The sequence below is a fragment of the Streptomyces sp. NPDC094034 genome (assembly GCF_040303865.1).
GTDB lineage: Bacteria > Actinomycetota > Actinomycetes > Streptomycetales > Streptomycetaceae > Streptomyces.
Map to the genome: position 1 here is coordinate 50,857 of NZ_JBEOUD010000024.1, position 16,450 is coordinate 67,306.

The 16,450-nt window shown below is 73.9% G+C and carries 1 protein-coding gene; it reads right to left on the bottom strand.

The features are described from left to right. Window positions 1-3: 3 nt before the first annotated feature. Window positions 4-16,443 carry a type I polyketide synthase gene (locus ABTZ59_RS21655; protein ID WP_503003336.1) on the bottom strand — a complete coding sequence of 5,480 codons (16,440 nt, stop codon included), beginning with the start codon at window positions 16,441-16,443 and terminating at the stop codon, window positions 4-6. Window positions 16,444-16,450 lie beyond the last annotated feature (7 nt).

Below are 16,450 nucleotides of genomic sequence, written 5' to 3' on the forward strand. Positions count from 1 at the left end.
CTGTCAGGAATCCGTCGACCTGCCGAGTTCGTTGTCGATGAAGGCGAGGATCTCGTCGGTGCTCGCGGCCTCGATCCGTTCGGTGACCACGGCCGCGCCGGTCTCCTGGGCGGCTTTGTCCCAGCGCGCGAGGAGCCGGTGCAGCCGTCCGGCGACGCCGGACCTGGTGACCTCGTCGAGTTCGCCGTCGGCGAGCGCGGCCTCCAACTGGTCGAGCACCGCGAGCGGAGAGCCGTCCGTGCCGGGGGTGTCCGCGCCGAACAGCGCCGACATCAGATGCCGGGCGACGGCGAGCGGGGTGGGGTGGTCGAAGACGAGGGTGGCAGAGAGCCGTACGCCCGTGGCCGCGGTCAGCCTGGTGCGCAGCTCGACCGCCATCAGCGAGTCGAAGCCCAGTCGGCTGAAGTCCCGGTCGGCGGGGACGGCGTCCGGGGTGGTGTGTCCCAGTACGGCGGCGGTCTCGGTCCTTACGAGCTCCACCAGGGCCGCTTCCCGCTCCCGGGCGTCGAGCCCGTCCAGGCGCCGGGTCGCTCCGGTGGCCCGGCTCCGATGGGCGGCCGTGCGGCGCCCGGCGCGCGGCAGTGCGCGCAGCAGCGCGGGGACCTCGGCCGCCGCGTGCGCCGTCCGCGGGCCCGTGCCGACGGCGGCGATCCTGGCCGCTACGACCAGTGCCTCGTCGCGGCCGCTCGCCGCGTCGAACAGCGCGAGGCCCTGTTCCACCGACAGCGGGGCGAGATCCGAGCGGGCCATCCGCCGCAGATCGGCGTCGCTCAGGGTGCCCGTCATCCCGGTGTCCGAGGTCCAGGGGCCCCAGGCGAGCGATACGGCGGGCAGGCCGAGGGCGGTGCGGTGCGCGGCCAGCGCGTCCAGGAACGTGTTGGCGGCGGCGTAGTTGCCCTGTCCCGGTCCCCCGGTGACGCCCGCGACCGAGGAGTACAGGACGAACCCGGCCAGTTCGGGGGCCAGTTCACGGGTCGCCTCGTGCAACTGCCAGGCGGCGTGCGCCTTCGGGCGCGCTGTCCGCTCGACCAGCTCGGGGGTGAGCGAGCCGATCGTGGCGTCCGCGAGCACTCCGGCGGTGTGCACCACGGCGGTCAGCGGGTGCCCGGCCGGTACGGCGGCGAGCAGCCCGTCGAGCGCCGTACGGTCGGCGACATCGCAGGCGGCGACGGTCACCTCGGCGCCGTGGGCCCTCAGTTCGGCCCGCAGTGCCGCGGCGCCCGGCGCCTCGGGGCCGCGCCGCCCGGCGAGCAGCAGATGTTTGAAGCCGTGCGCGGTCACCAGATGCCTGGCGAGCGCGCTGCCGAGGCCGCCGGTGCCGCCGGTGATCAGCACCGTACCGTCGCGGTCCCAGGACCTGACCCGGTCCTGGGGCGCGGTGACACCGCTCTCGGGCAGCCGGGCGAGCCGGGCGACCCGTACGGCGCCGTCGCGCAGCGCCGCCTGGGTCTCACCGGCGTCCAGCAGCCCGGGCAGGGCGGCGAGGGCCCTGCCCAGGGCATCGGGACCTGCGCGGTCGTCGCCGTCGATGTCGAGCAGCAGGAAGCTGTCCGGCTCCTCCGACTGGGCGGTGCGGACCAGGCCCCATACCGGGGCGGCGGCCAGGTCCCGTACGTCCTCGGTCCCGACGGCGACCGCGCGCCGGGTGACGAACACCAGCCGTGACCCCGCGCTCCGCCGATCGGCGGCCCAGGTGTGCAGCAGGTCGAGGGCGGTGGCCGTGGTGGTACGCGCGGTCGCGGGGATGTCCCCGGTGCCGGACGGGTCGCCGCCGACCGGGGCCAGTACGAGGTCCGGCAACGGCCCGTCGCCGTCGAGGAGTTCGGCGAGCGACGCCGCGCGTACGGCGGGCACCGCGCCCAGCGGGGCCGCCGCGTCCAGCACGACCGCCAGGCCCGCCGGGTCCGCGCCGACGACCGCCCAGCGAAGCCCGGCCGGGGACGCGGAGCCCACCGGGGCGGACGCCGCCTCCCAGACGATCCCGAACAGCGGGTCCCGCTCTCCGGTGGCGCCCGCCGCAGCGGGCGCCGGGACGGAGTCCGCGCCAACGGCCGGGCGGAGGGCGAGCGAGCGTACGGAGATCACCGGTGCGCCGGTCACGTCGACGGCCGCCAGCGCGACGGTGTCCTGGCCGGTGGCGGTCAGCCGTACCCGGAGGGTCGTGGCCGCGCTCGCGTGCAGGGTCAGTCCGTGCCAGGCGAACGCTTCGACGTGCCCGGCGGCGGTGCTGTCGGTGCCAGTGTCGGTCTCGGTCTCGGTCTCGGTCTCGGTCTCGGTCTCGGCCAGCAGTGCCGCCGCGCGCACGGCGGTGTCCAGCAGCGTCGGATGGATCGTGAACGCGCCGTCCCCACCCGTCTCTTCGTCCAGCGCGATCTCCGCGAACACCACGCCGTCCCGCCGCCAGGCGGTGCCCGGGCCGGTGCCGTCCTGCCCGAGGTCCAGCGTCTGGACGCCCGTGGGCGGCCAGACGGAGGTGTCGAACTCCCCGTCCGCCGGCGCCGCCCCATCGGCGGCGGCCAGCACGCCGGTGGCGTGCCGGGTCCATGGCAGCTCCGCCCCCGCCTCGGGGCGGGCATGCACGTCCAGGGGGCGGCGGCCGGACTCATCGGCGGCGCCCACCCGCACCTGGATCCGTACCGCGCCCCGCTCGGGCACGAACAGCCCGGTCTCCACGGTCAGTTCCTCGACCCGTTCACAGCCCACCTCGTCACCGGCGCGTACGGCCAGTTCGGCGAAGGCCGCCGCGGGCAGCGGCAGGGGCCCCTCGGGGACGCGGTGCGCGGCCAGCCAGGGCTGCTCGGGCAGCGACAGCCGGCCCGTCAGCACCACATCGTCGGAGCCCGCCACCGTCGTCGCCGCGCCCAGCAACGGATGTCCGGCGGCCACCAGACCGAGGCCGGAGGGGTCGCCCGGGGCGGCCGGGGACACCGAGGGCCAGTAGCGCTCGCGCTGGAAGGCGTACGTGGGCAGCTCCGTCCGCCGGGCGCCCGTACCGGCGAAGACCGCGGCCCAGTCGGTGGTGACACCGTGCGCGTGCGCCTGGGCGAGCGCGGTGAGGGCGGTCAGCTCCTCGGGCCTGTCCCGGCGCAGGACGGGTACGACCACGGCGTCGTCCGGCGCGCAGGCGCGGACCAGCGCGGAGAGGACACCGTCCGGGCCCAGTTCCAGGAAGGTGCCGACTCCCTCGCCGAGGAGGGTCCGTACCCCGTCGGCGAAGCGGACCGCCTCGCGGACGTGCCGTACCCAGTAGTCGGCTGAGCACAGTTCACCGGCCGTGGCCGGCTCGCCGGTCAGGTGGGAGACGACCGGGATACGGGGTGCCTCGAAGGCGAGTTGCGCGGCGACCGCCCGGAATTCGTCCAGCATCGGGTCCATCAGGGGCGAGTGGAACGCGTGGCTCACCGGGAGCCGGGTCGTCCTGCGTCCCCCTGCCGCCAGGATCCCGGCGGTCGTCAGGACCTGTTCCTCGGGGCCGGAGATCACCACCGCCGTGGGGCCGTTGACGGCGGCGATCGCCACCTCGGCGGTGAGCAGCGGCCGTACCTCGTCCTCGGCGGCCTCCACGGCGACCATGGCACCGCCCTCGGGCAGCGCCTCCATCAGCCGGGCGCGGGCCGCGACCAGCCGGGCCGCGTCCGGCAGCGAGAACACCCCGGCCACATGGGCCGCGGCGATCTCACCGATCGAGTGACCGGCCACGAAGTCCGGGGTCACCCCCCAGGACTCCAGCAGCCGGAACAGCGCCACCTCGATGGCGAACAGCGCGGGCTGGGTGTACGCGGTGCGGTTCAGCGTCGCGGCGTCGTCGCCCCAGATCACCTCGCGCAGCGGACGGTCCAACTCCCCTTCCAGATGGGCGAGTACGGCGTCCAGCGCGTCGGCGAAGACCGGGAAGCGCGCATAGAGCTCGCGGCCCGTCCCCGGCCGCTGGCTGCCCTGGCCGGAGAAGAGGACGGCCGTCGGACGCTCCACCGCCACTGCCCTGGCGACCTGCGGCGCGGACGCGTCCGCGCCGCCGCCCGGGGCGATGAGCACGGCCCGGTGTTCGAAGACCGACCGGCTCCGGGCCAGCGAGAGACCGAGGTCGAGCGAGGAGAGCCCGGGGTGGTCCGCCACGAAGGAGCGCAGCCGGTCCAGTTGTGCGTCCAGCGCGGCTTCGCTCTTGGCGGAGACGGGCCAGGGCACGAAGGCCGGTGCCACCTCGGGGGCCGGGGCCGGCCCGACCGGCTCGGCCGGCGGCGCCTGTTCCAGGACCACATGCGCGTTGGTGCCGCTGATCCCGAAGGACGACACACCGGCCCTGCGGGCGTGCCCGGTCTCCGGCCACTCCCGCTCCTCGGTCAGCAACTCCACCGCGCCCGAAGCCCAGTTGACCCGGGTCGAGGGCTCGCTGACATGCAGCGTCCTGGGCAGCCTGGCGTGCCGGAGCGCCAGCACCGTCTTCAGCACACCCGCGACGCCCGCGGCTGCCTGGGTGTGGCCGAGGTTGGACTTCACCGAGCCCAGCAGCAGGGGCCGCTCGGGGTCGCGGTCACGTCCGTACGTCGCGAGGAGGGCCCCCGCCTCGATGGGGTCGCCCAGGGTGGTGCCCGTGCCATGGGCCTCGACCGCGTCCACGTCGGCGGGGGTCAGACCGGCACTGGCGAGGGCCTGGCGGATGACCCGCTGCTGGGAGGGGCCGTTGGGCGCGGTGAGTCCGTTGGACGCGCCGTCCTGGTTGACGGCGGAACCACGCAGCACGGCCAGGATCTCGTGACCGTTCCGCCGGGCGTCCGACAGCCGCTCGACGAGCACCACGCCGACGCCCTCGGACCAGCCGGTGCCGTCGGCCGAGTCGGAGAACGCCTTGCAGCGCCCGTCGGGGGCCAGCCCGCCCTGGCGGGTGAACCCGGCGAAGCTGGTCGAGGTCGACATGACGGTGACCCCGCCGACCAGCGCCATGGAGCACTCGCCGGCGCGCAGCGCCTGGGCGGCCCAGTGCAGCGCGACCAGGGAGGAGGAGCAGGCGGTGTCCACGGTGACGGCGGGGCCCTCGAAGCCGAAGGCGTAGGAGAGCCTGCCGGAGATGACACTGGCCGCCAGACCCGTGCCCGCGTGCCCCTCCACGTCCTCGTTCGCCCGGAGGATCAGATGGGCGTAGTCCTGACCGTTCGTGCCGACGAACACCCCGGTCCTGCTGCCGCGCAGCGAGGCCGGATCGGTCCCGGTGCGCTCGAACGCCTCCCAGGCGGTCTCCAGCAGCAGCCGCTGCTGGGGGTCCATGGCAAGGGCCTCACGTGGCGAGATGTCGAAGAAACCCGGGTCGAAGTCGGCGGCCTCGTAGAGGAAACCGCCCACGCGTGTCGCGCTGCGGCCCTGGCCGTCGCCGGCGAGGACGTCGAGGTTCCAGCCGCGGTCCGTGGGGAACCCGGCGATGCCGTCGCGGCCTTCGGTGAGCAGCTGCCACAGATCCTCGGGCGAGCGCACCCCACCGGGGAAGCGGCAGGCCATGGAGACGATGACGACCGGGTCGTCGGTGACCGCGGCGGTGGCGGCGGCCGACGCCACGGTCTCCGCACTCTCCCCGGTCTCCCCGCCGAGCAGTTCGGCGTGGAGATGGCCGGCCAGCGCGTGCGGGTTCGGATAGTCGAAGACCAGGCTCGCGGGGAGGGCGAGACCGGTCATCTCCGAGAGCCGGTTGCTCAGTTCGACGGCGGTCAGCGAGTCGAAGCCGAGATCGCGGAAGGCCCTGTCGCCCCTGATCGCGTCGGCCCCGGTGTGGCCGAGCACGGCCGCCGCCTGGGCACGGACGACGGTGAGCAGTGCGGCGGTCCGGTCGGCCCCGCCCGCTTCGCGCAGCCGCTCGCGGAGCCCGGAGGCGGCCGATTCGCTCTCACGCCGCGCTGCCCGTACGGCCGTCAGCGCCGTGCGCGCCTCGGGCAGATCGGCGAGCAGCGGGCTGGGGCGCAGACTCAGCAGGGCGTTCAGCAGCCGCGGCTGCCGGAGGTCGGCGAGGACCACGGTCGGTTCGGGCTCCACCACGACGCGCAGCAGTGCGGAGACGGCGAGGGCGGGATCGAGCGCGCCAGGGCCTGTCCGATGGGCGGCGGCGACGGGGTGCGCGGCCATGCCACCGCCGTCCCACGCGCCCCAGGCGATCGAGGTCGCCGCCAGACCGAGCGAGCGGCGCCGCTCGGCCAGTGCGTCGAGAACGGTGTTGGCGGCGGCGTAGTTGGCCTGGCCGGGGTTGCCCACGGCGCCCGCCACCGAGGAGAACAGCGCGAACACCGAGAGATCGAGGTCACGGGTCAGTTCGTCGAGCAGCAGCGCCGAGGCGACCTTGGCGCGGAAGACCGTCTCGAACCGCTCGGCCGTCAGCCCCCCGAGCACCCCGTCGTCGAGGACCCCCGCCGTATGCACCACCCCCGTCAACGGGTTGTCCTCGGGGACGGCGGCGAGGACCCGCGTCAGCTGGTCCCTGTCGGCGGCGTCGCAGGCGGTCAGGGTGACCCGCGCGCCGAGAGCGGTCAGTTCGGCCCGCAGTTCCTCGGCGCCCGGCGCCTGGGGGCCACGGCGGCTCAGCAGTACGAGATGCGGGACGCCCTCGCCCGCCAGCCGACGTGCCACCTGGGCGCCGAGCGCGCCCGTACCGCCGGTGATGAGCACGGTGCCGGACGGCTGCCACCGCTCCTCGGTGGCCCCGGGGCGCTCCGTGCTGGGTGCGGGCGTCATCCTGCGGCCGAACACGCCCGAGGCGCGGACCGCCACCTGGTCCTCGCCGTCCCGGCCGGCCAGGACGGCGATGAACCGCCGCAGGGACCGCTCGTCCAGTTCATCGGGCAGATCGGCCAGCCCGCCCCACTGCCGGGGGTGTTCGAGCGCCGCGACCCTGCCGAGGCCCCAGACGGCGGCCTGCGCGGGACCGGTGGGCGGCTCGGAGCGGACGGGTGAGACGGCGCCGCGCGTGACGGCCCAGAGGGGGGCCGCGATGCCCGCGTCGCCGAGCGCGCGGATGAGTCCGGCGGTGGCGATCAGCCCCGCGGGCACACCGGCGGGACCGGCCGACTCGTCCAGGGCGAGCAGCGACACCACACCGGTGATCTCCGCCGGGGCGTCCGGGACGGCCCGGGTCAGCCGGGCGACCAGGCCGCTTCCGTCGACCGTGCCGGGGTCGGCCTGTGCCGTGCCGGTGTCGACCCGTACGGCGGCCGGGCCGAGCCCGTCGATCAGCGAGGTCACCCAGGCGTCGGCGATCCCGGGCGCGGGCGCCAGTACCAGCCAGGTCCCGGACAGCGCCGACGGCGTCGCCGCGGTAGCGCCGACGGTCAGCGGCTTCCAGCTCTGCCGGTAGCGCCACGCGTCCACGGCGGATCGGGTCTTGCGCCGGGTACGCCACGACGACAGCGCGGGCAGTACGGCACCGAGCGAGTCGCCGTCCACGTCCAGTCCGGCCGCGAGGGATGCCAGGTCGGCCCGCTCCACGGCGGCCCAGAACTCCGCGTCGACCGGGTCCGTGCCGTCGGCGGGCGCGGCGGCGACCACCTCGGGCCAGAACCGTTCGCGCTGGAAGGCGTACGTCGGCAGATCGACCCGCCGGGCGCCGGTGCCCGCGAAGACGCCCGTCCAGTCGACGGCGGCACCCGCGACATGCAGCCGGGCCAGCGCGGTGACGAGCGCGGCTTCCTCGCCGCGGTCCTTGCGCAGTGCCGGGACGACGACGGCGGTGGCGGGCACGGACTCGCGTGCCAGGGCGGCGAGCACCCCGTCCGGGCCCAGTTCCAGGAACGTACCGACGCCCCGGTCGGCGAGCGCGCGCACCCCGTCGGCGAAGCGGACGGCCTCGCGGACATGGCGTACCCAGTACTCGGCCGAGCACAGCTCGCCGGCCGACGCCGGAGCGCCCGTCAGGTTGGACACGACGGGAAGCGTCGGCTCGGCGTAGGCCAGGCTCTGCGCGACGGTACGGAACTCGTCCAGCATCGGGTCCATCAGCGGCGAGTGGAACGCGTGCGAGACGCGCAGCCTGCTCGTCCTGCGGCCCTGGGCCGCCAGTTGGGCCGCGATCTCCAGCACGGTGTCCGCCGCGCCCGAGAGCACCACGGACGAGGGGCCGTTGACGGCGGCGACGGACACCTCGCCCGACAGCAGGGGCAGGACTTCGTCCTCGGTGGCCTGGACGGCGACCATCGCACCGCCCGGGGGCAGCGCGGCCATCAGCCGCGCGCGGGCCACCACCAGCCGGGCCGCGTCCTGAAGCGAGAACACCCCCGCCACATGCGCCGCCGCGAGCTCACCGATCGAGTGGCCCGCGACATAGTCCGGCCGCACGCCCCACGACTCCACCAACCGGAACAGCGCCACCTCGACCGCGAACAACGCGGGCTGGGTGAAGCCCGTGTCATTCAGCGCCCCGGCGTCCTCGCCCCACATCACCTCACGCAGCGAGCACCCCAACTCGGCGTCCAGCGCGACCAGTACGGAGTCCAGCGCCTCGGCGAAGACGGGGAACCTGCCGTACAACTCACGCCCCGTCCCCAGCCGCTGCGCACCCTGACCGGAGAACAGCACCGCCGACGGCCGCTCGGTGGCCGGGCCACGGGCGACGTCCGAGACACCCTCGTCGGTCGCCAGCAGCACCGCGCGGTGTTCGAAGAGCGCACGGCCCGTCGCCAGCGAGTGGCCGACATCCACGGCGGAGTGCTCCGGATGCTCCCGCGTGAAGGCCCTGAGCCGGTCGATCTGCCCGTCCAGCGCCGCTTCGCTCTTGGCCGAGACGAGCCACGGCACGGCGCGCGGGGCGGCCCCGGGCATGAGCGGCGCGCTGTCGGCGGTGTCGTGCGCCGCGTCCGCCTGCTCCAGGACCACATGCGCGTTCGTGCCGCTGATCCCGAAGGACGAGACGCCCGCCCGGCGGGCGTGTCCGGTCTCCGGCCACGCGGTGGTGTCGGCGAGCAGTTCCACGGCCCCCGCCGACCAGTCGACATGGCTCGACGGTTCGGTCAGGTGCAGCGTCCTCGGGAGCGTGCCGTGGCGCAGCGCCATCACCATCTTCACCAGGCCGGCGGCGCCCGCCGCGGCCTGGGTGTGACCGATGTTGGACTTCACGGAGCCCAGCAGCAGCGGCAGGTCCTGGTCGCGGTCCTGGCCGTAGGTGGCCAGCAGCGCCTGGGCCTCGATCGGGTCACCGAGCGGGGTGCCGGTGCCGTGCGCCTCCACCGCGTCCACCTCGGCCGGGGAGAGCCCGGCGTTGGCGAGCGCCTGCCGGATCACGCGCTGCTGCGCGGGCCCGTTGGGGGCCGTCAGTCCGTTCGAGGCACCGTCCTGGTTGACGGCGCTGCCGCGGACGACGGCGAGGACCTGGTGGCCGTTGCGCCGCGCGTCCGACAGCCGCTCCAGGACCAGCACGGCCGCGCCCTCGGACCAGCCGGTGCCGTCGGCGGAGTCGGAGAACGCCTTGCACCGGCCGTCACCGGCCAGTCCGCCCATCCGGGAGAAGCCGGCGAAGTTGGCGGAGGTGGTCATCACCGTCACGCCGCCCGCGAGAGCGAGGGAGCACTCACCGCCGCGCAGTGCCTGGGCGGCGAGGTGCAGGGAGACCAGGGACGACGAGCAGGCCGTGTCGACCGACATCGCCGGGCCCTCCAGGCCCAGCGCGTAGGCCAGCCGGCCGGAGACGACACTGACCGCGAGGCCGGTGGTGGCGTGGCCCGCCATGTCGTCCTTGGAGCGCATGACGAGGCCGGCGTAGTCCTGGCCGCTGACGCCGACGAAGACACCGGTGCGGCTGCCGCGCAGGGTGGCCGGGTCGATGCCCGCGCGTTCCGCCGCCTCCCAGGAGACTTCGAGCAGAACGCGCTGCTGCGGGTCCATGGCAAGGGCCTCACGCGGCGAGATACCGAAGAATCCGGCGTCGAAGTCGGCGACGTCCCGCAGGAATCCGCCCTGGCCCTCGACGGCACCGATGGACGCGTCGGCCTCCCAGCCGCGATCGTCGGGGAAGCCGGAGATGGCGTCGCCGCCGGAGAGGACCAGCTCCCAGAGTCCTTCGGGGGACTCCACGCCGCCGGGGAAACGGCAGCTCATGCCGACGATCGCGATCGGGTCGTCGACGGTGTCGGCGCTGCCCTGCGATTCGCGCGCGGTGATGGCCGCGACATCGTCCTCGCCGACCAGTTCGTCGAGGAGATACGCGGCGAGCCTGGCCGGTGTCGGGTAGTCGAAGATCAGGGTGGCGGGCAGCGTCAGTCCGGTGGCGTACCCGAGCCGGTTGCGCAGTTCGACGGCGGTCAGTGAGTCGAAGCCGAGCTGCCTGAACTCCCGTTCCACGGCGATGGCTTCGGGCGAGGAGTGCGCCAGCACCACCGCGGCCTCGGCGCGTACGAGGTCGGTCAGCAGCCGGGGCCGCTCGTTCTCGCGCAGCGCGGCCAGCCGTTCGACGAGTCCCGCGCGGGACACTCCCGCGGCGCCGCTCTGCGCGGCGCGGCGGCCGGTCCGTACGAGTCCGCGCAGGAGGGCCGGGACACCGGCCGCGGCCGGGACGGCGCCGCCGCCGATGGAGAGCGGAACGATCAGCGCCTCGTCGCTCGCGGTGGCGGCGTCGAACAGCGCCAGGCCCTGGGCCACCGAGAGCAGCGGCATTCCGGAGGCGTCGCTGACCCGGCGTACGTCATGGTCCTCCAGCGTGCTGGTCATGCCCACGCCCTGTTCCCAGGCGCCCCAGGCCAGCGAGAGCGCGGGCAGCCCCTGGGCGCGGCGGTAGGCGGCCAGGGCGTCGAGGAAGGTGTTGCCTCCCGCGTAGTTGGCCTGTCCGGGGCTGCCCATGACTCCGGCCGTGGACGAATACACCACGAACGCGGCCAGATCGAGATCCTGGGTCAGCTCATGCAGATGCCACGCCGCGTCGACCTTGGGACGCAGCACAGCGGCCAGCCGTTCGGGGGTGAGGGAGCCGATGACACCGTCGTCGAGCACGCCCGCCGTGTGTACCACGGCCGTCAGCGGGTGCTCGGACGGTACGGACGCCAGCAGTTCGGCGAGTGCTTCGCGGTCCGCCACGTCGCAGGCGGCGACCGACACCTCCGCGCCCAGGGTCCTCAGCTCCGCGGCCAGCTCGGCGGCTCCGGGCGCGGCCGGTCCGCGCCTGCTGGTGAGGACGAGGTGCCGTACGCCGCGTTCGGCCACCAGATGCCGTGCCAGCACACCGCCCAGGCCGCCCGTGCCACCGGTGATCAGAACCGTACCCCCGGGATTCCATACCGGCGGCATGGTGAGCACGATCTTGCCGACATGCCTGGCCATGCTCATGAAACGGAACGCGTCACGCGCCCGCCGCACGTCCCACGACCGCACCGGCAGCGGCTCCAGTACACCGCGCTCGAACAGCTCGCCCAACTCGACCAGCATCCGCTGGATACCGTCCGGCTCAACCCAGCCGAGGTCGAAAGCCTGGTAGTCCAGACCCTCGGGCAAGTCGGCGGCATCCCGGACATCGGTCTTGCCCATCTCCAGGAACCGGCCCCCCGAACCGAGCAACCGCAACGACGCGTCCACGAACTCACCCGCCAACGAGTTCAGAACGACATCAACACCCCCACCACCCACAACCCCCGCGAACGCCGCCTCGAAATCAGTCGTACGAGACGACGCGATATGATCCTCCGCCACCCCCAGCGACCGCAGCACACCCCACTTGCCCTCACTCGCCGTCGCGAACACCTCGGCACCCAGATACCTCGCCACCTGAATCGCCGCCATACCCACACCACCCGCACCCGCGTGGACCAGCACCCGCTCACCACGCCGCACACCACCCAACTCCACCAACGCGTAATACGCGGTCAGAAAGACCAGCGGCACCGACGCCGCCGTCTCCCACGACCAGCTGTCGGGGACGCGGGTCATCATGCGCTCGTGGCCCACCACATGGGTGCCGAAGCCGCCGAAGAGCATGCCCATCACCCGGTCGCCGACCCGCAGATCGGTCACGTCGGGTCCGGTCGCGACCACGACACCGGCCGCCTCGGAGCCGAACAGCCCGGCGTCGCCCGGGTACATGCCCAGGGCGTTGAGGACATCGCGGAAGTTCACTCCGGCCGCGCGGACCTCGATCCGTACCTCGCGGCCGGTCAGCGGTTCGAGGACCTCGGGGAACGGGGCCAGCGTCAGCCCGTCCAGGCTGCCCTTGGCCCGGCTGCCCAGCCGCCACGGCACTCCGGCCGGCGGCACCAGGCCCGTACCCGACTCCAGCCGGGCGAGCCTGCCCACGCGCAGCGCGCCCGCGCGCAGCACGGCCTGGGGCTCGTCGGCGGCCACCAGCCCCGGCAGCGTGGGGAGTACGGCCGCCGAGTCGGCGGTGTCGTCGGTGTCCACCAGCAGGAACCGGCCGGGGTTCTCGGCCTGCGCCGAGCGCACCAGGCCCCATACGGGGGCGGCGGCGACATCGGTGACGTCGGTGGCACCGTCCGCGACGGCTCCTCGGGTGACGAACACCAGCCGCGAGTCGGCGAAGCGCTCATCGGCCAGCCACTCCCGGACCAACGTCAGTGCGTAGTCGGCCAGTTCATGTGCCGACGCGGCGCCGCGCGCGCTGTCGCCGCGCAGCGGTACGGCCACGACCCCCGGCATCGCCGCGCCGCCGCGGGAGGTCAGTTCGGCCAGGGTGCGCGCCGGGGCGCCGAGTTTGGCGGCGCCGGTCGAGGCGAGGGCGGCGCCCAGCCCCAGCCGGTCCGTGCCGAGTACCACCCACTCGGTGTCCGCGGAGACCTTCTCCGGGGTGCCGGGCACCCAGTCGACGCGGAAGAGCGAGTTCAGCTCGTCCCGTCGGCCGCTGTCGGCCGCCTGGGGGCCCGCCGCCCGCAGGAGAAGCGAGTCCACCGAGATGACCGGTTCGCCGTGGACGTCGACGGCGGCCAGTTGGACGGAGTCGGGGCCGTTGCTCGTGACCCGGACGCGCAGGGTCGACGCCCCGGAGGCGTGCAGGGAGACCCCGTTCCAGGCGAACGGCAGCAGGCTGCGGTCGTCGCCGTCTGCGCTGGCGAACACGGTGCTGTGCAGCACGGAGTCGAGCAGCGCCGGGTGCACGCCGAAGTCCTTCGCGTCGTCGACTCCCCGGTCGAGGGCGACCTCGGCGTAGATCTCCTCGCCCCGGCGCCAGACCGCGCGCAGCCCGCGGAAGACCGGGCCGTAGTCGAGTCCGTTGCTCGCGTAGCGGTCGTACAGCCCCTCGATGTCCACCACGGTCGCGCCCTTGGGCGGCCATACGGCCCCGTCGAAGCCGAGGATCCGTTCGCCACCGCCGATCCGGCCCGAGGCGTGCAGGGTCCACTCGTCGTCGGGCGCGTCGGCGGGGCGGGTGTAGAAGCGCAGTTCGCGGCGGCCCTCGTCATCCGCGCCGCCGACGGAGATCTGTACCTGGACGGCGCCGGTACGGGGCAGGATGAGCGGCGCGGCGAGCGTCAGTTCCTCGACGCGGTCGCAGCCTGCCTGGTCGGCGGCCCTGATCGCCAGTTCGAGGAATCCGGTGCCGGGGAAGAAGACCATCCCGCTGACGACATGGTCGGCCAGCCATGGATGGGTGGCCAGCGAGAGGGTGCCGGTCAGCAGGAGTTCGTCGGAGCCGGCCACGGACATGGCGGCGCCGAGCAGCGGGTGGTCGGCGCAGGTCAGTCCGAGACCGGTCGCGTCGGCCGGCCGGAAGGTCGTCTTCGGCCAGAACCGCTCGTGCTGGAACGCGTAGGTCGGCAGATCCACCAGCCGGGCGCCGGTGCCCGCGAAGAACGCGGGCCACTCCACGCGCACGCCGTGGACATGCAGTTGGGCCAGCGCGGTGACGGCCGAGGTCTCCTCGGGGCGGTCCTTGCGGAGCAGGGGTACGGTCGCGGCGCCGTCCGGTACGGACTCCTGCGCCATGGCCGACAGCACCCCGTCGGGACCCAACTCCAGGAAGCTGGTCACACCCTGCGCGCCGAGGGTCCGTACGCCATCGGCGAAGCGAACTGCCTCGCGCACATGCCGCACCCAGTACTCGGCCGAGCACAGCTCCTCCACCGACGCCAGGGTGCCGGTCAGATTCGACACCACCGGGATACGCGGCGCCTCGTACGACAGCCCCTCGGCCACCGCCCGGAACTCCTCCAGCATCGGGTCCATCAGCGGCGAGTGGAAGGCATGCGAGACCCGGAGCCTGCTTGTCCTGCGGCCTCGCTCCCCCAGCCGCGCCGCGGCCTTGAGGACGGCTTCCTCGTCGCCGGAGATCACCAGGGAGGCGGGGCCGTTGACAGCGGCGACGGAGACGTCGGCGGACAGCAGCGGCAGCACCTCGTCCTCGGTGGCCTGGACGGCGACCATCGCGCCGCCCTGGGGCAGCGCCCGCATCAGCCGCGCCCGCGCGGCCACGAGCGTGCAGGCGTCCTCCAGCGAGAACACCCCCGCCACATGGGCCGCCGCGAGCTCACCGATCGAATGCCCGGCCACGAAGTCCGGGACCACCCCCCACGACTCCACCAGCCGGAAGAGCGCCATCTCAAGGGCGAACAACGCGGGCTGGGTGAACCCCGTGTCGTTCAGCGGCCCGGTGTCCTCACCCCAGATGACCTCGCGCAGTGGCCGGTCGAGCCCGGCGTCCAGCAGCGGCAGTACGGTGTCCAGCGCCTCGGCGAACACCGGGAAGCGCGCGTACAGTTCGCGGCCCATGCCGAGCCGCTGGCTGCCCTGGCCGGAGAAGAGCACGGCGCTCTTCGTACGTCCGGCGGCCGTGCCCTGGACCGCGCCGGCCGCCGCGCCGTTCTCGATCCACCCCTTCAGCGCCGCGCGTCCCGCCCCGCCGTCCTCGTCCGCGACGACGGCGAGGCGGTGTTCCAGGCTCGCCCTGGATGTCGCGAGGGAGAGCGCGGTGTCCAGCGCGCGCGTACCGGGCTCGTCCTCAAGCCTGTTCAGCAGTGCGGTCGCCTGGTCGCGCAACGCCTCGGCGGTCCGCCCGGAGACGACCCACGGCAGCGCGGTCGCACGACGGGCGGGGGTGGCCTCGTCGTTCCGGGTGGCGGTTTCCTCGGCGTTCGGCGCCTGCTCGATGATCACATGCGCGTTGGTGCCACTGACCCCGAACGAGGAGACACCCGTACGGCGCGGACGGCCCGCGTCCGGCCACGCGCGCGCCTCGGTGAGCAGTTCGACCTTGCCCGCCGACCAGTCGACATGCGACGACGGCTGGTCCGCGTGCAGTGTCTTCGGCGCCACGCCGTGCCGCATCGCCTGCACCATCTTGATGACGCCCGCGACACCCGAAGCGGCCTGGGTGTGACCGATGTTGGACTTGACCGAGCCGAGCAGCAGCGGGTGTTCGCGGTCCTGGCCGTAGCTCGCGAGGAGGCTCTGCGCCTCGATGGGGTCGCCCAGCGGGGTGCCCGTACCGTGCGCCTCCACGACATCCACCTCGGCCGGGGTGAGTCCGGCGTTGGCGAGCGCCTGCCGGATCACCCGTTGCTGCGAGGGGCCGTTGGGCGCGGTGAAGCCGTTGGAGGCGCCGTCCTGGTTGACGGCGGAGCCCCGGATCACGGCGAGGACCGGATGTCCCTCGCGCCGTGCGTCCGACAGGCGCTCCAGCATCAGCACGCCCGCGCCCTCGGACCAGCCGGTGCCGTCGGCCGACTCGGAGAACGCCTTGCAGCGACCGTCCCTGGCGAGTCCGCCCTGCCGACTGAACTCGATGAGCGAGCCGGGGGTGGACATCACATTGACGCCGCCCGCGAGTGCCAGCCCGCATTCACCGTTGCGCAGCGACTGCACCGCCAGATGGAGCGCGACCAGGGACGACGAGCACGCGGTGTCGACGGTGACGGCCGGACCTTCCAGACCGAGGGTGTACGAGAGCCGGCCGGAGACCGCGCTCGCGGCGATACCGGTGCCGACATCGCCGGTCGCGTCGTCCAGCGACCTGACCAGCAGATAGGCGTAGTCCTGGCCGTTGGTGCCGATGAACGCGCCGGTGCGGGTACCGCGCAGCCGGGTGGCGTCGATACCCGACCGCTCGATGGCCTCCCAGGTGGTCTCCAGCAGCAGCCGCTGCTGGGGGTCCATGGTGACGGCCTCGCGGGGCGAGATTCCGAAGAAGCCCGGGTCGAAGTCGGCGACGGTGGTGAGGAATCCGCCCTGCTGGCTGACGGAGGTGTCGCGCTCGTCGGTGGTGCTGTCGCGCAGCGCGTCCAGGTCCCAGCCCCGGTCGGCGGGGAATCCGGAGATGGCGTCGGTGCCCGCGGCGACGAGATCCCAGAGTCCTTCCGGGGAGTGCGCCTCGCCGGGGAACCGGCAGCTCATTCCCACGATGGCGATGGGTTCCTTGGCGGCGGCGACGAACATTCTGTTCTGCCGCCGCAGCCGCTCCGTCTCCTTCATCGCGGCGCGCAGTGCTTCCACGACGTCGGCGTTGGGGGCCTTCTCGGTGGGGGCGTTCATTCTCTGCTCCATCACTCTCGCG